Annotated in this window: 13 protein-coding genes; 11 read left to right on the forward strand and 2 right to left on the reverse strand. The window is 53.6% G+C overall.

Features of this window, described 5'->3' with window-relative positions; genetic code table 11:
• The first annotated feature begins 95 nt into the window (after window positions 1-95).
• The 10 genes from accD (at window position 96) to hisP (ending at window position 9,798) form a co-directional block, all read left to right on the forward strand.
• Window positions 96-1,013, forward strand: a complete 918-nt coding sequence (gene accD / locus BV494_RS01480; protein ID WP_104921246.1) for an acetyl-CoA carboxylase, carboxyltransferase subunit beta — start codon at window positions 96-98, stop codon at window positions 1,011-1,013.
• 172 nt (window positions 1,014-1,185) lie between these two features.
• On the forward strand, window positions 1,186-2,469 hold the full coding sequence (gene folC / locus BV494_RS01485; RefSeq protein ID WP_104921247.1) for a bifunctional tetrahydrofolate synthase/dihydrofolate synthase: 1,284 nt from the start codon (window positions 1,186-1,188) through the stop codon (window positions 2,467-2,469).
• Window positions 2,462-3,283 carry a cell division protein DedD gene (gene dedD, locus BV494_RS01490; RefSeq protein WP_104921248.1) on the forward strand — a complete coding sequence of 274 codons (822 nt, stop codon included), beginning with the start codon at window positions 2,462-2,464 and terminating at the stop codon, window positions 3,281-3,283. The genes folC and dedD overlap by 8 nt, the downstream gene beginning before the upstream one ends.
• A 271-nt stretch (window positions 3,284-3,554) precedes the next feature.
• Window positions 3,555-4,046, forward strand: coding sequence for a colicin V production protein (gene cvpA, locus BV494_RS01495; protein ID WP_104921249.1), 492 nt, complete (start codon window positions 3,555-3,557; stop codon window positions 4,044-4,046).
• A 30-nt stretch (window positions 4,047-4,076) separates the two neighbouring features.
• On the forward strand, window positions 4,077-5,594 hold the full coding sequence (gene purF, locus BV494_RS01500) for an amidophosphoribosyltransferase (RefSeq protein ID WP_104921250.1): 1,518 nt from the start codon (window positions 4,077-4,079) through the stop codon (window positions 5,592-5,594).
• A 216-nt stretch (window positions 5,595-5,810) separates the two neighbouring features.
• Window positions 5,811-6,383: a UbiX family flavin prenyltransferase gene (locus tag BV494_RS01505; RefSeq protein ID WP_104921251.1), complete on the forward strand. Its 573-nt coding sequence runs from the start codon at window positions 5,811-5,813 to the stop codon at window positions 6,381-6,383.
• 323 nt (window positions 6,384-6,706) lie between these two features.
• Complete coding sequence (gene argT, locus BV494_RS01510; protein WP_101076128.1) at window positions 6,707-7,489, forward strand: lysine/arginine/ornithine ABC transporter substrate-binding protein ArgT; 783 nt, start codon at window positions 6,707-6,709, stop codon at window positions 7,487-7,489.
• A 106-nt stretch (window positions 7,490-7,595) separates the two neighbouring features.
• Window positions 7,596-8,282 carry a histidine ABC transporter permease HisQ gene (locus BV494_RS01515; RefSeq protein ID WP_101076127.1) on the forward strand — a complete coding sequence of 229 codons (687 nt, stop codon included), beginning with the start codon at window positions 7,596-7,598 and terminating at the stop codon, window positions 8,280-8,282.
• Window positions 8,279-8,995 (forward strand): ABC transporter permease, encoded by a 717-nt coding sequence (locus tag BV494_RS01520; protein WP_104921252.1) that lies wholly within the window; start codon window positions 8,279-8,281, stop codon window positions 8,993-8,995. Before BV494_RS01515 ends, BV494_RS01520 begins: the two co-directional genes overlap by 4 nt.
• Window positions 8,996-9,024: 29 nt before the next feature.
• Window positions 9,025-9,798 (forward strand): histidine ABC transporter ATP-binding protein HisP, encoded by a 774-nt coding sequence (gene hisP / locus BV494_RS01525; RefSeq protein ID WP_101076125.1) that lies wholly within the window; start codon window positions 9,025-9,027, stop codon window positions 9,796-9,798.
• A gap of 68 nt (window positions 9,799-9,866) precedes the next feature.
• On the opposite strand, the gene pepT is transcribed toward hisP, so the two are convergent.
• Entirely contained in the window at window positions 9,867-11,099 is a 1,233-nt protein-coding gene (gene pepT / locus BV494_RS01530) for a peptidase T (protein WP_104921253.1), read from the reverse strand.
• Between the two features lie 159 nt (window positions 11,100-11,258).
• Between pepT and BV494_RS01535 the strand changes: the two genes are divergently transcribed.
• On the forward strand, window positions 11,259-12,854 hold the full coding sequence (locus BV494_RS01535) for an ABC transporter substrate-binding protein (RefSeq protein WP_104921254.1): 1,596 nt from the start codon (window positions 11,259-11,261) through the stop codon (window positions 12,852-12,854).
• Window positions 12,855-13,645: 791 nt separating this feature from the next.
• Here BV494_RS01535 and BV494_RS01540 read toward each other — a convergent pair.
• Window positions 13,646-14,542, reverse strand: coding sequence for a TIGR01777 family oxidoreductase (locus BV494_RS01540; protein WP_104921255.1), 897 nt, complete (start codon window positions 14,540-14,542; stop codon window positions 13,646-13,648).
• Window positions 14,543-14,585: the final 43 nt, after the last annotated feature.

Raw genomic sequence — 14,585 nt, forward strand, 5'->3', positions numbered from 1 at the left:
CTCCGTGCGCAGGCGTTTTTGGGTAGGTTTCAGGGGACTTGTTACTGCATGAACAGCGGACTGGCTTCGGCCGGGTTCAAACAGAAAGGTTATCGATGAGCTGGATTGAACGAATTCTTAGTAAGAGCACTGACTCGCAAACCCGTAAGGCAAGTATTCCTGAGGGCGTCTGGACTAAATGTGACAGCTGCGGGCAGGTTCTTTACCGCGCCGAGCTTGAGCGCAACCTCATGGTTTGCCCTAAGTGTGACCACCACATGCGCCTTACCGCGCGTATGCGTCTGTCCACTTTCATGGACGAGGGTAGTGAGGTTGAATTAGGCAGCGAGCTTGAGCCTAAAGATGTTCTGAAGTTTAGAGATTCCAAAAAATACAAAGATCGTCTGGTTGCTGCACAGAAAGAGACCAACGAAAAAGACGCCCTGATCGTCATGAAAGGCACGCTGTTTGGTATGCCAATCGTGGTGGCTTCTTTTGAATTTGCCTTCATGGGCGGTTCAATGGCGTCCGTGGTGGGTGCTCGCTTTGTGCGTGCCGTAGAACAGGCGATGGAAGACAGCTGCCCGCTGGTGTGCTTCTCTGCCAGTGGTGGTGCGCGTATGCAGGAAGCGCTGATGTCGCTGATGCAGATGGCAAAAACCAGTGCCGCATTGGCGAAATTGCAGGAACGCGGTCTGCCGTACATTTCTGTACTGACTGACCCGACCATGGGTGGCGTTTCTGCCAGCCTCGCCATGTTGGGTGACATCAACGTCGCTGAGCCGAAAGCGCTGATCGGTTTTGCCGGTCCACGCGTTATCGAGCAAACTGTTCGTGAAAAACTGCCGCCGGGCTTCCAGCGCAGTGAATTCCTGATTGAGAAAGGCGCGATTGATATGATCGTGCGTCGTCCGGACATGCGCGCCAAACTCGGCAGCGTTCTGGCAAAACTGACCGGGCAACCGGAGCCGAATGTGTCTGACGTCCATTCTGCTGTCGACGGTTCTGCCGCTGACCATCATCAGGATGCCTGACCGGACGAGGTAAAAGCCGGTCAGTTTTTCGGGCGGTAACCTGTTTTATGCCGCCCGGCACCTCCTGGCTGTGCTTTTACTCTTCGTCAGTTCTGACAAAGAGGGCATTGCCTGCTATCACAGTCTGGTGATGTAGTGTCGAAGTGAACCTAACGCAGGTTGAACGGGACTCATGCAAAATCAACTTATCCCTCAAGCCACGTCGCCTTTGGCCACGTGGCTTTATTATCTCGAAAACCTCCATTCTCAGGCTATCGAGCTTGGCCTTGACCGGGTCAAAGCGGTAGCGACTCAACTCGATTTGCTGACACCTGCGCCACGCGTTTTCACCGTCGCAGGGACCAACGGCAAAGGCACCACCTGTGCGACGCTGGAAGCCATTCTGATGGCCGCAGGATACCGTGTGGGCGTTTACAGTTCCCCGCACCTTGTCCGCTATACCGAGCGCGTTCGTATTCAGGGCGAAGAGTTGCCTGAGTCTGCGCACTGCGCCTCTTTTGCGCTGCTGGAAGCCGGGCGGGGCGATATTTCCCTGACCTATTTCGAGTACGGCACGCTCTCGGCGTTACAGCTGTTCAAACAGGCGAAGCTGGATATTGTTATCCTCGAAGTCGGGCTGGGCGGGCGTCTGGATGCCACGAATATTGTCGATGCCAATGTGTCGGTCGTCACCAGCATCGCGCTGGATCATACTGACTGGCTGGGTTCCGATCGCGAGAGCATTGGCCGCGAGAAAGCCGGCATTTTCCGTTCAGGCACGCCAGCCGTAGTCGGCGAGCCGGATATGCCGCAATCCATTGCCGATGTGGCAAAAGAGAAACATTCAGATTTGTACCGCCGGGGTGAAAACTGGAGTTTCGCGGCAAGTCCCGCAAACTGGCGCTGGACGGCTTTGCAGGATGGCGAAGAAGTCACCATACTGGACGAATTGCCGCTGCCAAACGTTCCGCTGCCGAATGCTGCCACGGCGCTGGCCGCGCTGCATTATTCGACGCTGGATATCCCTGAAGAGGCCTTACGCAGCGGCTTGCAGCGTGCGGCGCTGCCGGGACGTTTCCAGACGGTGAGTGAATCGCCGCGCCTTATTCTTGACGTGGCGCACAATCCGCACGCTGCGGCTTATCTGGCCGGACGCCTGGCTGAACAGCCGCGCAATGGCGGGAAAGTGCGTGCGGTGGTGGGTATGTTGAAAGACAAAGATATTGCCGGTACGCTGGCTTGCCTGTCGCCTCAGGTGGATGAATGGTATTGCGCACCGTTGCAAGGGCCGCGCGGTGCCAGCGTTGAAGAGCTGGCCTCGCACCTGCCTCAGGCGCACCGGTTTGATGATGTGGAGTCTGCCTGGAGACAGGCTATGCAGGAGGCGGCTCCTCAGGATATTGTGATTGTCTGCGGTTCGTTCCACACCGTAGCGCACGTCATGGATGCTATAGATACGGGGAAAACCAGTGGCTAGTAAGTTTCAAAACCGCCTGGTCGGGACGGTCATTCTGGTGGCGCTGGGCGTGATCATTTTGCCCGGTTTACTCGACGGCAAGAAAAAGCATTACGAAGACGAATTTGCGTCTATTCCATTGGTGCCAAAAGCGGGGGATGTTGAGGAGCAGGATGCCATACCGCCTGTGACGCAATCATTACCTGCTCAGCCGCCGGAAGGCGCGAATCAGGCCATGAACGGGGCGCAGGACATCGATAATGCGGCGACCAACACCAATGCCGCCAATCATGGCAACGTAGCGCCGGGGAATACGACGGTCGAAGCACCGCCGGTCACGACGCTGCCGGAACAGAAGAAGCCGGTGCAAACGGTGCCAGCGAAACCGGCTCAGGTTAAACCCGCGCCTCAGAAACCGAAAGTGATCGAACCTAAACCACTGGCGGAAGCTAAACCGGTGGCGAAACCGAAACCAGTCGAACAGACGAAGCCGGTTGAACAACCTAAAGTTGTTGCTGAGCAGCCTAAGCCGGTCGAACAACCGAAAGCGGTTGAGCAGCCTAAGCCTGCGCCGGAAGAAAAAGCACCGGCGGGGCAGTCTTATGTCGTTCAGCTCGGCGCATTGAAAAATGCGGCGAAGGCTACTGAGATTGTCGCGACTTTGCGGCTTTCAGGATTCCGTGCTTATTCCGTTCCGGCGACGCCGGTGCAGGGGCAAATCACGCGGCTTTATGTGGGTCCGGATGCGTCAAAACAAAAACTGGAAGCTTCACTCCCTCAGCTGCAACAGCTTAGCGGGTTAGGTGGGCAGGTGCGTTCTTACTCGGCGCACTAATCTTGCGGTTCCCCGTGAGAGCGTGGAGGCCGGAAGGCACTAAAAACACGAAAAATACCAGGGAGGGCACAAGCGATTTGTGCCCTTTTTCTATAAGATCTGCCGGTTAAGATTTTATAGGTTTATGCTGCGGTTGAGGTTTTTTTAATCGCTATTATTAATTTGTCTGACCGGCTGATTTCCGCTACGCAAACGTTTTCTTTTTCTGTTAGAATTCGCAGCGATTTGGATGCCGGGGTAGACGCGACTAGATTAGACACTGGAATTGTTAATGGTCTGGATTGATTACGTCATCATTGCGGTTATCGGATTTTCTGCCTTAGTCAGTTTAATCCGTGGCTTTGTTCGCGAGGCTTTATCACTGGTTACCTGGGCTTGCGCCTTCTTTGTCGCCAGTCATTATTACCCGTATCTCGCCATCTACTTCACGCGTTTCGAAGATGAGTTAGTTCGAAACGGGATCGCAATTGCCATCTTGTTCATCGCGACGTTGATCGTAGGTGCAATTGTCAACTATGTGATCAGTTCACTGGTTGAAAAAACCGGGTTGTCCGGCACTGACAGGGTGTTAGGTGTGTGCTTCGGCGCGCTGCGTGGTGTACTTATCGTCTCCGCGATGCTGTTCTTCCTGGATACCTTCACCAGTTTTTCGCAAAGTGACGACTGGAAACAATCCCAGTTGATCCCACAGTTCAGTTATATCATCAGGTGGTTCTTTGACTACCTGCAGAGCACGTCGAGTTTCTTGCCAAAACATATTTAGTTCTGGCAGCGCTGAAGAGGAAAAGACAACATGTGCGGTATTGTCGGTATCGCCGGTTTCATGCCGGTAAACCAGTCGATTTATGACGCGTTAACGGTGTTACAACACCGTGGGCAGGATGCTGCTGGCATCACCACCATCGATGCCAATAACAATTTCCGTTTACGGAAAGCCAATGGCCTGGTGAAAGATGTTTTTGAAGCCCGCCATATGCAACGCTTACAAGGCAACATGGGTATCGGCCATGTTCGCTACCCAACGGCTGGCAGTTCCAGTGCCTCAGAAGCTCAACCTTTCTACGTCAACTCTCCGTTCGGCATCACACTGGCCCACAACGGTAACCTGACCAATGCTCACGAATTGAGAAGCAACCTGTTCGAAGGCCAGCGCCGTCATGTGAACACGACTTCCGATTCTGAAATTCTGCTCAATATTCTGGCGAGTGAACTGGACCGTTTCCAGCATTACCCGCTGGAAGCTGACAACATTTTCGCCGCCGTGGCTGCCGTGAACCTGAAAATTCGTGGCGCGTATGCCTGTGTGGCGATGATTATCGGCCACGGCATGCTGGCGTTCCGAGATCCGCACGGTATCCGTCCGCTGGTTATCGGCAAACGTACGCTGGAAGATGGCCGCAACGAGTACATGGTGGCCTCGGAGAGCGTGGCGCTTGATACGCTGGGCTTTGAGTTCCTGCGTGATGTCGCGCCGGGCGAAGCGGTGTACATCACCGAAAAAGGCCAGCTGTTTACCCGCATGTGCGCTGATGATCCGCAGTACAATCCGTGCCTGTTCGAATACGTGTATTTCGCACGCCCTGATTCGTTCATTGACAAAATTTCCGTCTACAGCGCCCGTGTCCGTATGGGTGAAAAGCTGGGCGCGAAAATTGCCCGTGAATGGGAAGATCTGGATATCGATGTGGTCATTCCGATCCCGGAAACCTCCTGCGATATCGCGCTGGAAATCGCGCGTATTCTGGATAAACCGTACCGTCAGGGTTTTGTGAAAAACCGCTACGTGGGCCGTACCTTTATCATGCCGGGCCAGCAGGAACGCCGTAAATCTGTACGTCGTAAACTGAACGCTAACCGCGCTGAATTCCGTGGTAAAAACGTTCTGCTGGTCGATGACTCTATCGTGCGCGGCACCACCTCTCAGCAGATTGTTGAGATGGCACGTGAAGCCGGTGCGCGACGCGTTTATCTGGCCTCCGCTGCGCCGGAAATTCGTTTCCCGAACGTCTACGGTATCGATATGCCAAGCGCTAACGAACTGATTGCACACGGTCGCGAAGTCAGCGAAATCAATCAGATCATTGGTGCCGATGCGTTAATCTTCCAGGATCTGAGCGACCTTATCGCCGCAGTGAAAGAAGACAATACCGACATCGAGAAGTTTGAGTGTTCCGTTTTCGACGGGATTTACGTCACCAAAGACGTTGACCAGGACTATCTGGAATACCTCGAAGCGCTGCGCAACGATGATGCTCAGGCATTACGTGGCCAGCAGGAAGCTGAAAACCTCGAAATGCATAACGAAGGCTAAAGCCTTTGCAATGCGCCCGCTCAGGCTGAAAGGCCGGGCGGGCGCGTTATTGTTATGCTCTCCGCCTGTCTTCCCCGTTCAAATTCCTGTGCCTTAAGGTTGCCAATTCCCCGGCATTCCGGCAAAGTCAGACCCATTCTCCGGCGTGTATACTTATTCATATTGATTAGTTCATTCATACTGATTGTTTCGCGCAAATTTCCTGAGGCAGTGTTTATGAAACGACTTATCGTCGGTATTTCCGGCGCGAGTGGCGCGATTTATGGCGTCCGTTTATTGCAGGTGCTGCAAAGCGTGCCTGATATTGAAACCCACCTGGTGATGAGCAACGCCGCCCGTCAGACGCTGACGCTGGAAACCGATCTGACGCTGCGTGATGTTCAGGCGCTGGCCGACGTGGTGCATGATTCCCGCGACATCGCCGCCAGTATTTCCTCCGGTTCATTTAAAACGATGGGCATGGTGATTTTGCCGTGCTCAATCAAAACGCTTTCCGGCATTGTGAACAGTTACACCGATGGCTTACTGACGCGCGCGGCTGACGTCGTGCTGAAAGAACGCCGCCGTCTGGTGCTGTGTGTGCGTGAAACCCCGCTGCATCTGGGGCATTTACGGCTGATGACGCAGGCCGCCGAACTGGGCGCGATTATTATGCCGCCGGTTCCGGCCTTTTATCATCGCCCGGCGACGGTGGAAGATATCATCGATCAGACCGTTAACCGGGTGATCGACCAGTTTGATATTGACCTGCCTGAAGACTTATTTGTTCGATGGCAGGGCAGCCACTAAACTTTCCCACCGCGTTACGCACCTCTTTCGCGCAATTCCGTTACATTGCACCAACGATGATCACAATTTGATTCATTGAGGTGCAATGTTCGCGAGCGCTTCAGCTATTCTTTCTTCAGACCTTTGAAAACTTTCATTATCCCGATGCTTTTTTGAACGGTTTTCGTTCTTCATGAGATGAAAATCACCTTACGAAGAAACGGCACGGAACGTGCATGAGAAAACCTGGCCAAAAAGCCATTTGCGCCGTTCAGCAAACTATAAAAAGACGTTCATTCACGCACACACAACCACAACAGATGAATAATCACTGAGGCTAATGTATGAAAAAGTTGTTCAAGGTTCTTCCGCTGGTTCTGGTCTTAGCCAGTGCAGGTAGTGCATTTGCTGCCGCGCCTAAAGCAATTAATATCGGTACTGATCCGACTTATGCCCCTTTTGAATCAAAAGACTCCAGCGGCAAGCTGGTAGGTTTTGATATCGATCTGGCTAACGAGATGTGTAAGCGCGCAGCCATCAAATGTACTTACGTTGAAAGTGATTTTGATGCACTGATCCCTTCCCTGAAAGCGAAGAAAATTGATGCGATCATCTCTTCCCTGTCGATCACTGAAAAACGTCAGCAGGAAATTGATTTCACAGAAAAACTGTACGCCGCTAACGCCCGTCTGATCGCGCCGAAAGGCTCTAAAATTCTGCCAACCCTGGACGCGCTGAAAGGCAAAAACGTGGGTGTGTTGCAGGGTTCAACTCAGGAAGCCTATGCCAACGCAATGTGGCAGCCAAAAGGCATCAACGTGGTGGCTTACCAGAACCAGGACCTGATCTACGCCGATCTGGCCTCGGGTCGTCTGGATGTGGCTTTCCAGGATGAAGTGGCAGGCAGCGAAGGCTTCCTGAAACAAGCTGCCGGTAAAGATTACGCGTTCGCGGGCCCTTCCGTGAAAGACGACAAATTCTTCGGTGTAGGCACAGGTATGGGTCTGCGTAAGAACGAAACCGATCTGCAAGCTGCGCTGAACAAAGCGTTCGACAGCATGCGTAAAGACGGCACTTACGACAAACTGGCCAAAAAATACTTCGACTTTGACGTTTACGGCGGCTGATTTGCGCTGTGAGATGTGCCAAAGGGAGCGGTGCGCCGCTCCCTGCGGTTCTGACGCAGGCTTGAATTTGGCCTGCGCCGGGATCCACTGAAGACAGGAAAACTACATGCTGTATGGGTATTCCCAGGTAATTATCCAGGGCACATTGGTGACACTGGAGCTGGCGATTTCGTCAGTGATTTTAGCGTTGGTGATCGGGCTTATCGGGGCTGGCGGGAAACTGTCAAAGAGCCGGGTTATTTCGGGTTTTTTTGGCTGTTACACCACGCTTATTCGCGGCGTCCCTGACCTGGTGTTGATGTTGCTCATTTTCTACGGATTGCAGATTGCGCTTAACAGCCTGACTGAATCCCTCGGTTTTTCTCAGATTGATATCGATCCTATGAGCGCGGGTATTATTACCCTGGGCTTTATTTACGGTGCCTATTTTACCGAGACATTTCGTGGTGCTTTTATGGCGGTTCCCCGCGGCCAGATTGAAGCGGCGACGGCGTTTGGTTTCAGCGGCTCGCAAATTTTTCGTCGTATTTTATTCCCGGCCATGATGCGTTTTGCGCTGCCCGGAATTGCCAATAACTGGCAGGTTATTTTGAAAGCCACAGCGCTGGTGTCCCTGCTCGGCCTGAATGACGTGGTGAAAGCGACGCAGCTGGCAGGCAAAGGCACGTACCAGCCTTTCTACTTCGCGATTGTTGCGGGTGTGGTTTATCTGATTTTCACCACGCTGTCGAACGGCGTGCTGGTCTGGCTTGATCGCCGTTATTCGCTGGGTGTGAAGAGGGCGGACCTATGATCGAAATTTTACAACAATACGGCATGTCCTTGCTGTACAGCGACGGTTACCGTTTTACCGGTCTGGCGATCACGCTGTGGCTGTTGATCAGCTCCGTGGTAATGGGCGGATTGCTGGCGGTGCCGATGGCAGTTGGCCGGGTTTCCTCCAACAAATTCATTCGTTACCCGATCTGGCTCTATACCTATATTTTTCGCGGCACCCCGCTGTACGTTCAGTTGCTGGTGTTTTACTCCGGGATGTACAGCCTGGAAATCGTGCGTGGCACAGATTTTCTCAATGCGTTTTTCCGCAGCGGCCTGAACTGTACGATCCTCGCGCTGACGCTCAATACCTGTGCCTATACCACGGAGATTTTTGCCGGCGCGATCCGTTCTGTTCCGCACGGTGAAATTGAAGCGGCCAATGCCTACGGATTCTCGCGCTTTAAACTGTACACCTGCATTATTTTGCCATCGGCTTTGCGTACCGCGCTGCCCGCGTACAGTAACGAAGTGATTCTCATGCTGCATTCCACCGCGCTGGCTTTTACCGCCACGGTGCCGGATGTGCTGAAAATCGCCCGCGATATTAACTCCGCGACCTATCAGCCTTTCTACGCATTCGGGATTGCGGCGGTGATTTATCTTTGTGTTTCTTTTGTCCTGATTGGTCTGTTCCGCAAGGCGGAAAAACGCTGGCTGGCGCACGTTAAGCCTCAGTCAAGCCACTGATAAAAATAACCATTGCGGATATAAATATTATGCCAGAAAACAAATTAGCGGTTCTCGACTTACACAAACGCTACGGTGACCACGAAGTGCTGAAAGGCGTGTCTTTGTCTGCGAATGCGGGCGATGTCATCAGCATTATCGGTTCGTCAGGTTCCGGGAAAAGTACCTTTTTGCGCTGCATTAACTTCCTGGAAAAACCGAGCGAAGGTTCGATCAGCGTCAATAATCAGGATATCCGTATGGTGCGCGACACCGACGGGCAACTGAAAGTCTTCGACAAAAAACAGCTGCAACTGCTGCGCACCAAACTGACGATGGTCTTCCAGCATTTCAACCTGTGGAGCCACATGACGGTGCTGGAAAATGTTATGGAAGCGCCGGTTCAGGTGCTGGGACTGAGCAAAGCCGAAGCGCGTGAACGTGCGGTGAAATACCTCGATAAAGTGGGTATCGACGCCCGCGCGCAGGGGAAATATCCGGTGAACCTGTCAGGCGGTCAGCAACAGCGCGTGTCTATCGCCCGTGCACTGGCGATGGAGCCGGAAGTGTTGTTGTTCGATGAACCGACGTCAGCGCTCGATCCGGAACTGGTGGGCGAAGTCTTGCGCATCATGCAAAAGCTGGCGGAAGAGGGGAAAACCATGGTGGTAGTCACACACGAAATGGAATTTGCCCGCCACGTTTCCAGCCATGTGATTTTCCTGCATCAGGGCGTTATCGAAGAGCAGGGTGATCCGGGTGAAGTCTTTGGTAATCCGAAAAGCGCCCGTTTACAGCAGTTCCTGTCCGGTGCGTTGAAGTAATATCCGTACGCTCCTTCCCCTCTCTGAGGGGAAGGCTGGGATGGGGTGTGGGTTTTACCTGAGGGAAATCAGATTTTCGCGGCCAGCAGGCAAAGCTGTACGGTCAGTTCATAGGATTTCACAAACGATTTCACCGGCAGGAACTCATATTTCGAATGGAAATTATGTGCGCCCGTGAAGTAGTTTGGCGTCAGTAAACCTTTCGCTGACAACGCTGCACCGTCGGTGCCGCCGCGCATCGGGATCACTTTTGGCTCAACACCAATCTCTTTCAAACCCGCAAAAATCAAATCAATCGCGCGACGGTCTTCGCCGATGGCGCTGCTGATGTTGCTGTAAGTGTCGCTGATTTCAACTGACACTTTCGCCGTCGGATACTGCGCTGCAATTTCATTCGCGACATCCTGAATCTTCTGCTTACGCGCGGCAAAACTGGTGCTGTCAAAATCACGGATGGACGCGTTCAGCGTAGCCCCTTGCTGCGAGGCGCTCATGCCGTTGAACCACACATAACCTTCGCGGCCTTCGGTGTTTTCCGGCGTCTCAGCCCGGTCGAAATGACTGATGAAATCCTGCGCCATCAGCAGCGGGTTCACCAGCACGCCTTTGGCGGACATCGGGTGCGCGGTGACGCCGGTAAAGGTTATTTCGGCGGCGGCGGCGTTGAAGTTTTCGTATACCACTTCACCAAGTTCGCAGCAGTCGATGGTGTAAGCGAAATCCACGTCAAAACGGGCGAGATCCAACGCTTTTGCGCCGCGCAGGCCAATCTCTTCGTCAGGCACAAAGGCTACCACGATATCGCCGTATTCCTGCTCTGCGCCGAGGTTCTCCAGCAGTGTCATCACTACGGTGACGGCCGCTTTATTGTCCGCACCGAGCACGCTGGTGCCATCGCTGAAAATAATCTCTTCGCCCAGATACGGCAGAATTTCCGGCCTTTCCGCCGGACGCAGCCAGATATCCTGTTCTTTATTGAGACACAAATCCCCGCCGGTAAAGCGCAGCGTTTGCGGATGAATGTCCGGGCGCAGACCCACATCCACGGTATCAATATGCGTAATGAAACCGATGCGCGGGCCACCTTTTTTCGTGCCCGGCTTGACGGCGGTAACGGTCGCGTGTTCATCAATCTGAATGTTTTCCAGACCGAGCTGGTGCAGCTCATCGGCCAGTAAACGCGCCATATCATGCTGGCCCGGCGTGCTCGGCAGCGAAGTCGCGCTGGCGTCACTTTGTGACGTTACGGAGAGATAGCGGTAGAAACGTTCGGTAAGCTGTTTTGCGATTGGTGTCGACATCTTGACCTCTGAATGATCGCCAATAAGGTGTGTTGTTATAAGATTTTCATATATAACAAAGCATTACTAGGTGTTATCCAGATGTTAATCTGTTTTGGCTTTATGTTCCACGATGAAGAAGATCTAAACACTCTCCGGACAGGGAAAATAGGGAAAAGAATGAAACACAACATCTTAAAAATAAGCACAGGTTTACTGGCATTAGCCATCACCGGCGGCGCTTCGGCGAAAACGCTGGTTTACTGCTCTGAGGGTTCGCCTGAGCAATTCAATCCGCAACTTTACACCTCGGGCACCTCGGTGGATGCCAGCGCGGTGCCGATCTACAACCGTTTAGTGGATTTCAAAACCGGCACGACGGAGCTGGTGCCAAGTCTGGCAGAAAGCTGGGATGTCAGCCCGGACGGCAAAACCTACACGTTCCATCTGCGCAAAGGCGTGAAATTCCAGAGCAGCAAGCTGTTCACGCCGACCCGCGACTTTAATGCTGACGACGTTATCTTCTCGTTCATGCGCCAGAAAGACGAAAATAATCCTTACCATAAAATTTCCGGCGGCACGTATCTGAATTTCGACAGCCTGAAACTGGGTGATCTGATTGGCAGTATCGACAAGGTGGATGATTACACCGTGCGCTTCAATCTGACCCGCCCGGAAGCGCCATTTGTGGCCGATCTGGCCTGGTATTTCGCGTCTATCCTCTCGGCAGAATATGCCGATCAGATGCTGAAAGCCGGTACGCCGGAGAAGTTGGATCAGAACCCGGTCGGCACCGGCCCGTTTGAGCTGGTGCAATATCAGAAAGACACGCGTCTGCTGTACAAGGCGTTCCCGGATTACTGGCAGGGCAAATCTAAAATCGACCGTCTGGTGTACACCATCACGCCGGATGCGGCGATGCGGCTCGCCAAACTGGAGAAAAACGAGTGTCAGGTCATGCCGTTCCCGAACCCGGCCGATCTGGATCGTCTGCGTGCCAACAAAGACATTAATCTGATGAGCAAATCCGGCCTGAATACCGGATTCCTGTCATTCAATACCCAGAAACCACCGCTGGATAATGTGAAAGTGCGTCAGGCGCTGAGCATGGCGATCAATAAGCCACAAATCATTGAAGCGGTGTTCCGCGGTACAGGCACCGCAGCCAAAACGCTGCTGCCAACGGGTGTGTGGGGTTATAACGACAAGGTTGCCGATTACGATTATTCGCCGGAAAAAGCCAAAGCGTTGCTGGCAGAAGCCGGAATGCCGGACGGTTTTGATATCGATCTGTGGGCGATGCCGGTTCAGCGCCCGTATAACCCGAATGCGCGCCGCATGGCGGAGATGATTCAGGCCGACTGGGCGAAGATTGGCGTGAAAGCGCACATCATCAGCTTTGAGTGGGGTGAATATCAGACCCGCATACGCAACGGCGAACACATGGCGGCGCTGATGGGCTGGACGACGGCCAACGGTGATCCGGATAACTTCTTCGGTCCGCTGTTTACCTGTAATGCGGCGAAGGGTGGTTCAAACTCCGCGAAATGGTGTTACCCGCCGTTTGACCAACTGATTACCGAAGCCAAGGAAACCACCGACCATGCGAAGCGTGTCGCGCTCTACGAGCAGGCCCAGCAGATGATGCATGATCAGGCTCCGGCGGTGATGATCGCGCACTCGACGATTTTCGAACCGGTTCGTAAGGAAGTGAGTGGATATGAGATTGACCCGTTTGGGAAACATGTCTTTTATCAGACGGATATAAAGGAGTAGGGCCTGCGGCTGGGCCGGTTAAATATAGAATTGTGAAAGTTTCGGTTTTTCAATATATGTGATCGTTTAGCCGTTCGTGCAGAAACCGACCAAGAGAGGGAAGTGCGTTCCCTCTCTTGGAGCTCTCCCCGCTTTTTCAACACGCGCTATCGCTTGCTGGCTATGTTTCAGGTGTCACAGTTATTGCCGCGAAATCTTGCCGCTACGCGGTTCCCTTCCTCGGTTTCGAGCCATTGGTCTCGAAACACTTCGTGCGGCAAGCTTTTTGAAAGCGGCCAGAAACTTTTTTTAACATAACTAATGTTTTGCTTTGCTCCTCCCCCTGCCAAGGGGGAGGCCGGGAGGGGGTTTGGCAAGCAACTGAGTCGCTAAAACCCACACCCCATCCCGGCCTTCCCCTCGTGAGAGGGGAAGGAGCAAATCAAAAATCAGCCAACATTAATCTTTCGAATTACATAGCCTCAAGCCGCTTTCAAAACGACGTTGAATGAACGGTGAGAAACGGCGAGAGTCTTTTTTCGAGCTGGTTTGAACCTGAAATGAGAGCACCGCAAAGCGGCGGCGTTTGCGGCACTAGCCGGAGTTCCTGAAACATAGCCAGCAAGCGGCAGCGCTCAGTGAAAAGACGCGAGAGATCCAAGAGAGGCCCGTCCTGGCCTCTTTTGGGCGGTTTCGGCGAGAATGTCCGGGCGATCACCGCAATTGAGAAACCGAAACTTTCTCGGTCTAGCCTTTAGCGTGCCTCACTGCAAGTGAAAATCCTCCGAGCGGGTCGAAGGGCAGCAAGCCCTTCACTTAAGCAAATCCTCGAGTGCTTCCTTCAACTCCTTATGCCGGTAGGTAAATCCCGCCGCTTCGAGTTGCTTCGGCAACGCCCGCTGCCCGCCGAGAACCAGCACCGCTGATTCCCCCATCAGCAAACGTATCACCGGCGCGGGTGCGCGCATAAACGCCGGGCGGTGCAGGACTTCACCGAGCAGGGCGCTGAACTGCTCATTGCGGGCAGGATAGGGCGAAACCATATTGAACGGGCCGGAGAGCGTTTCGTGCGTCAGCAGGAAAACGATGCCATCAATCATGTCATCGATATGGATCCACGGCATATATTGCTGACCATCGCCCAGCGGGCCGCCCAGACCGGCGCGGAAAGGCAGCACCATTTTGGCCAGTGCACCGCCTTTTTCAGCCAGAACGATGCCGGTACGCAACAGACAAACGCGGGTGCGCGGGCTTTCGGCGGCCAGCGCCAGCGCTTCCCAGCGGGCGCACAGTTGCCAGGTAAACTGCTTATTCGGCGGTTCATCTTCGGGCACCAATGCCTGACCCTGATCGCCGTAATAACCCACGGCAGAGCCGGAAATAAAGACCAAAGGCGGCGTATGGCTGGCGTTGATCAGCGTCGCCAGTTTTTCTGTTAGCTGCCAGCGGCTTTCGCACAACAAGGCTTTATGCTCTTTCGTCCAGCGCTTGTCGGCAATCGGCTCGCCCGCCAGATTAATCACCGCGTCAAAACCGTCCAGCGATGTTTTTCCATCAAGGGTTTCCCAGATCTGAACCTGTGGCCCCAGCAGTTTCGCCGCACGTTCAGGCGCACGGCTTAACGCGGTAATCTGATGAGATTGCCCGAGAAGCCGTTCCGTCAGTTTACGGCCAATGAGCCCGGTTGCGCCGGTAATCAAGATCTTCATATCGTGATCCTTAACTGTCTGAATACGCGGATGAACTGTCTCT

This window comes from Rahnella sikkimica (assembly GCF_002951615.1).
GTDB lineage: Bacteria > Pseudomonadota > Gammaproteobacteria > Enterobacterales > Enterobacteriaceae > Rahnella > Rahnella sikkimica.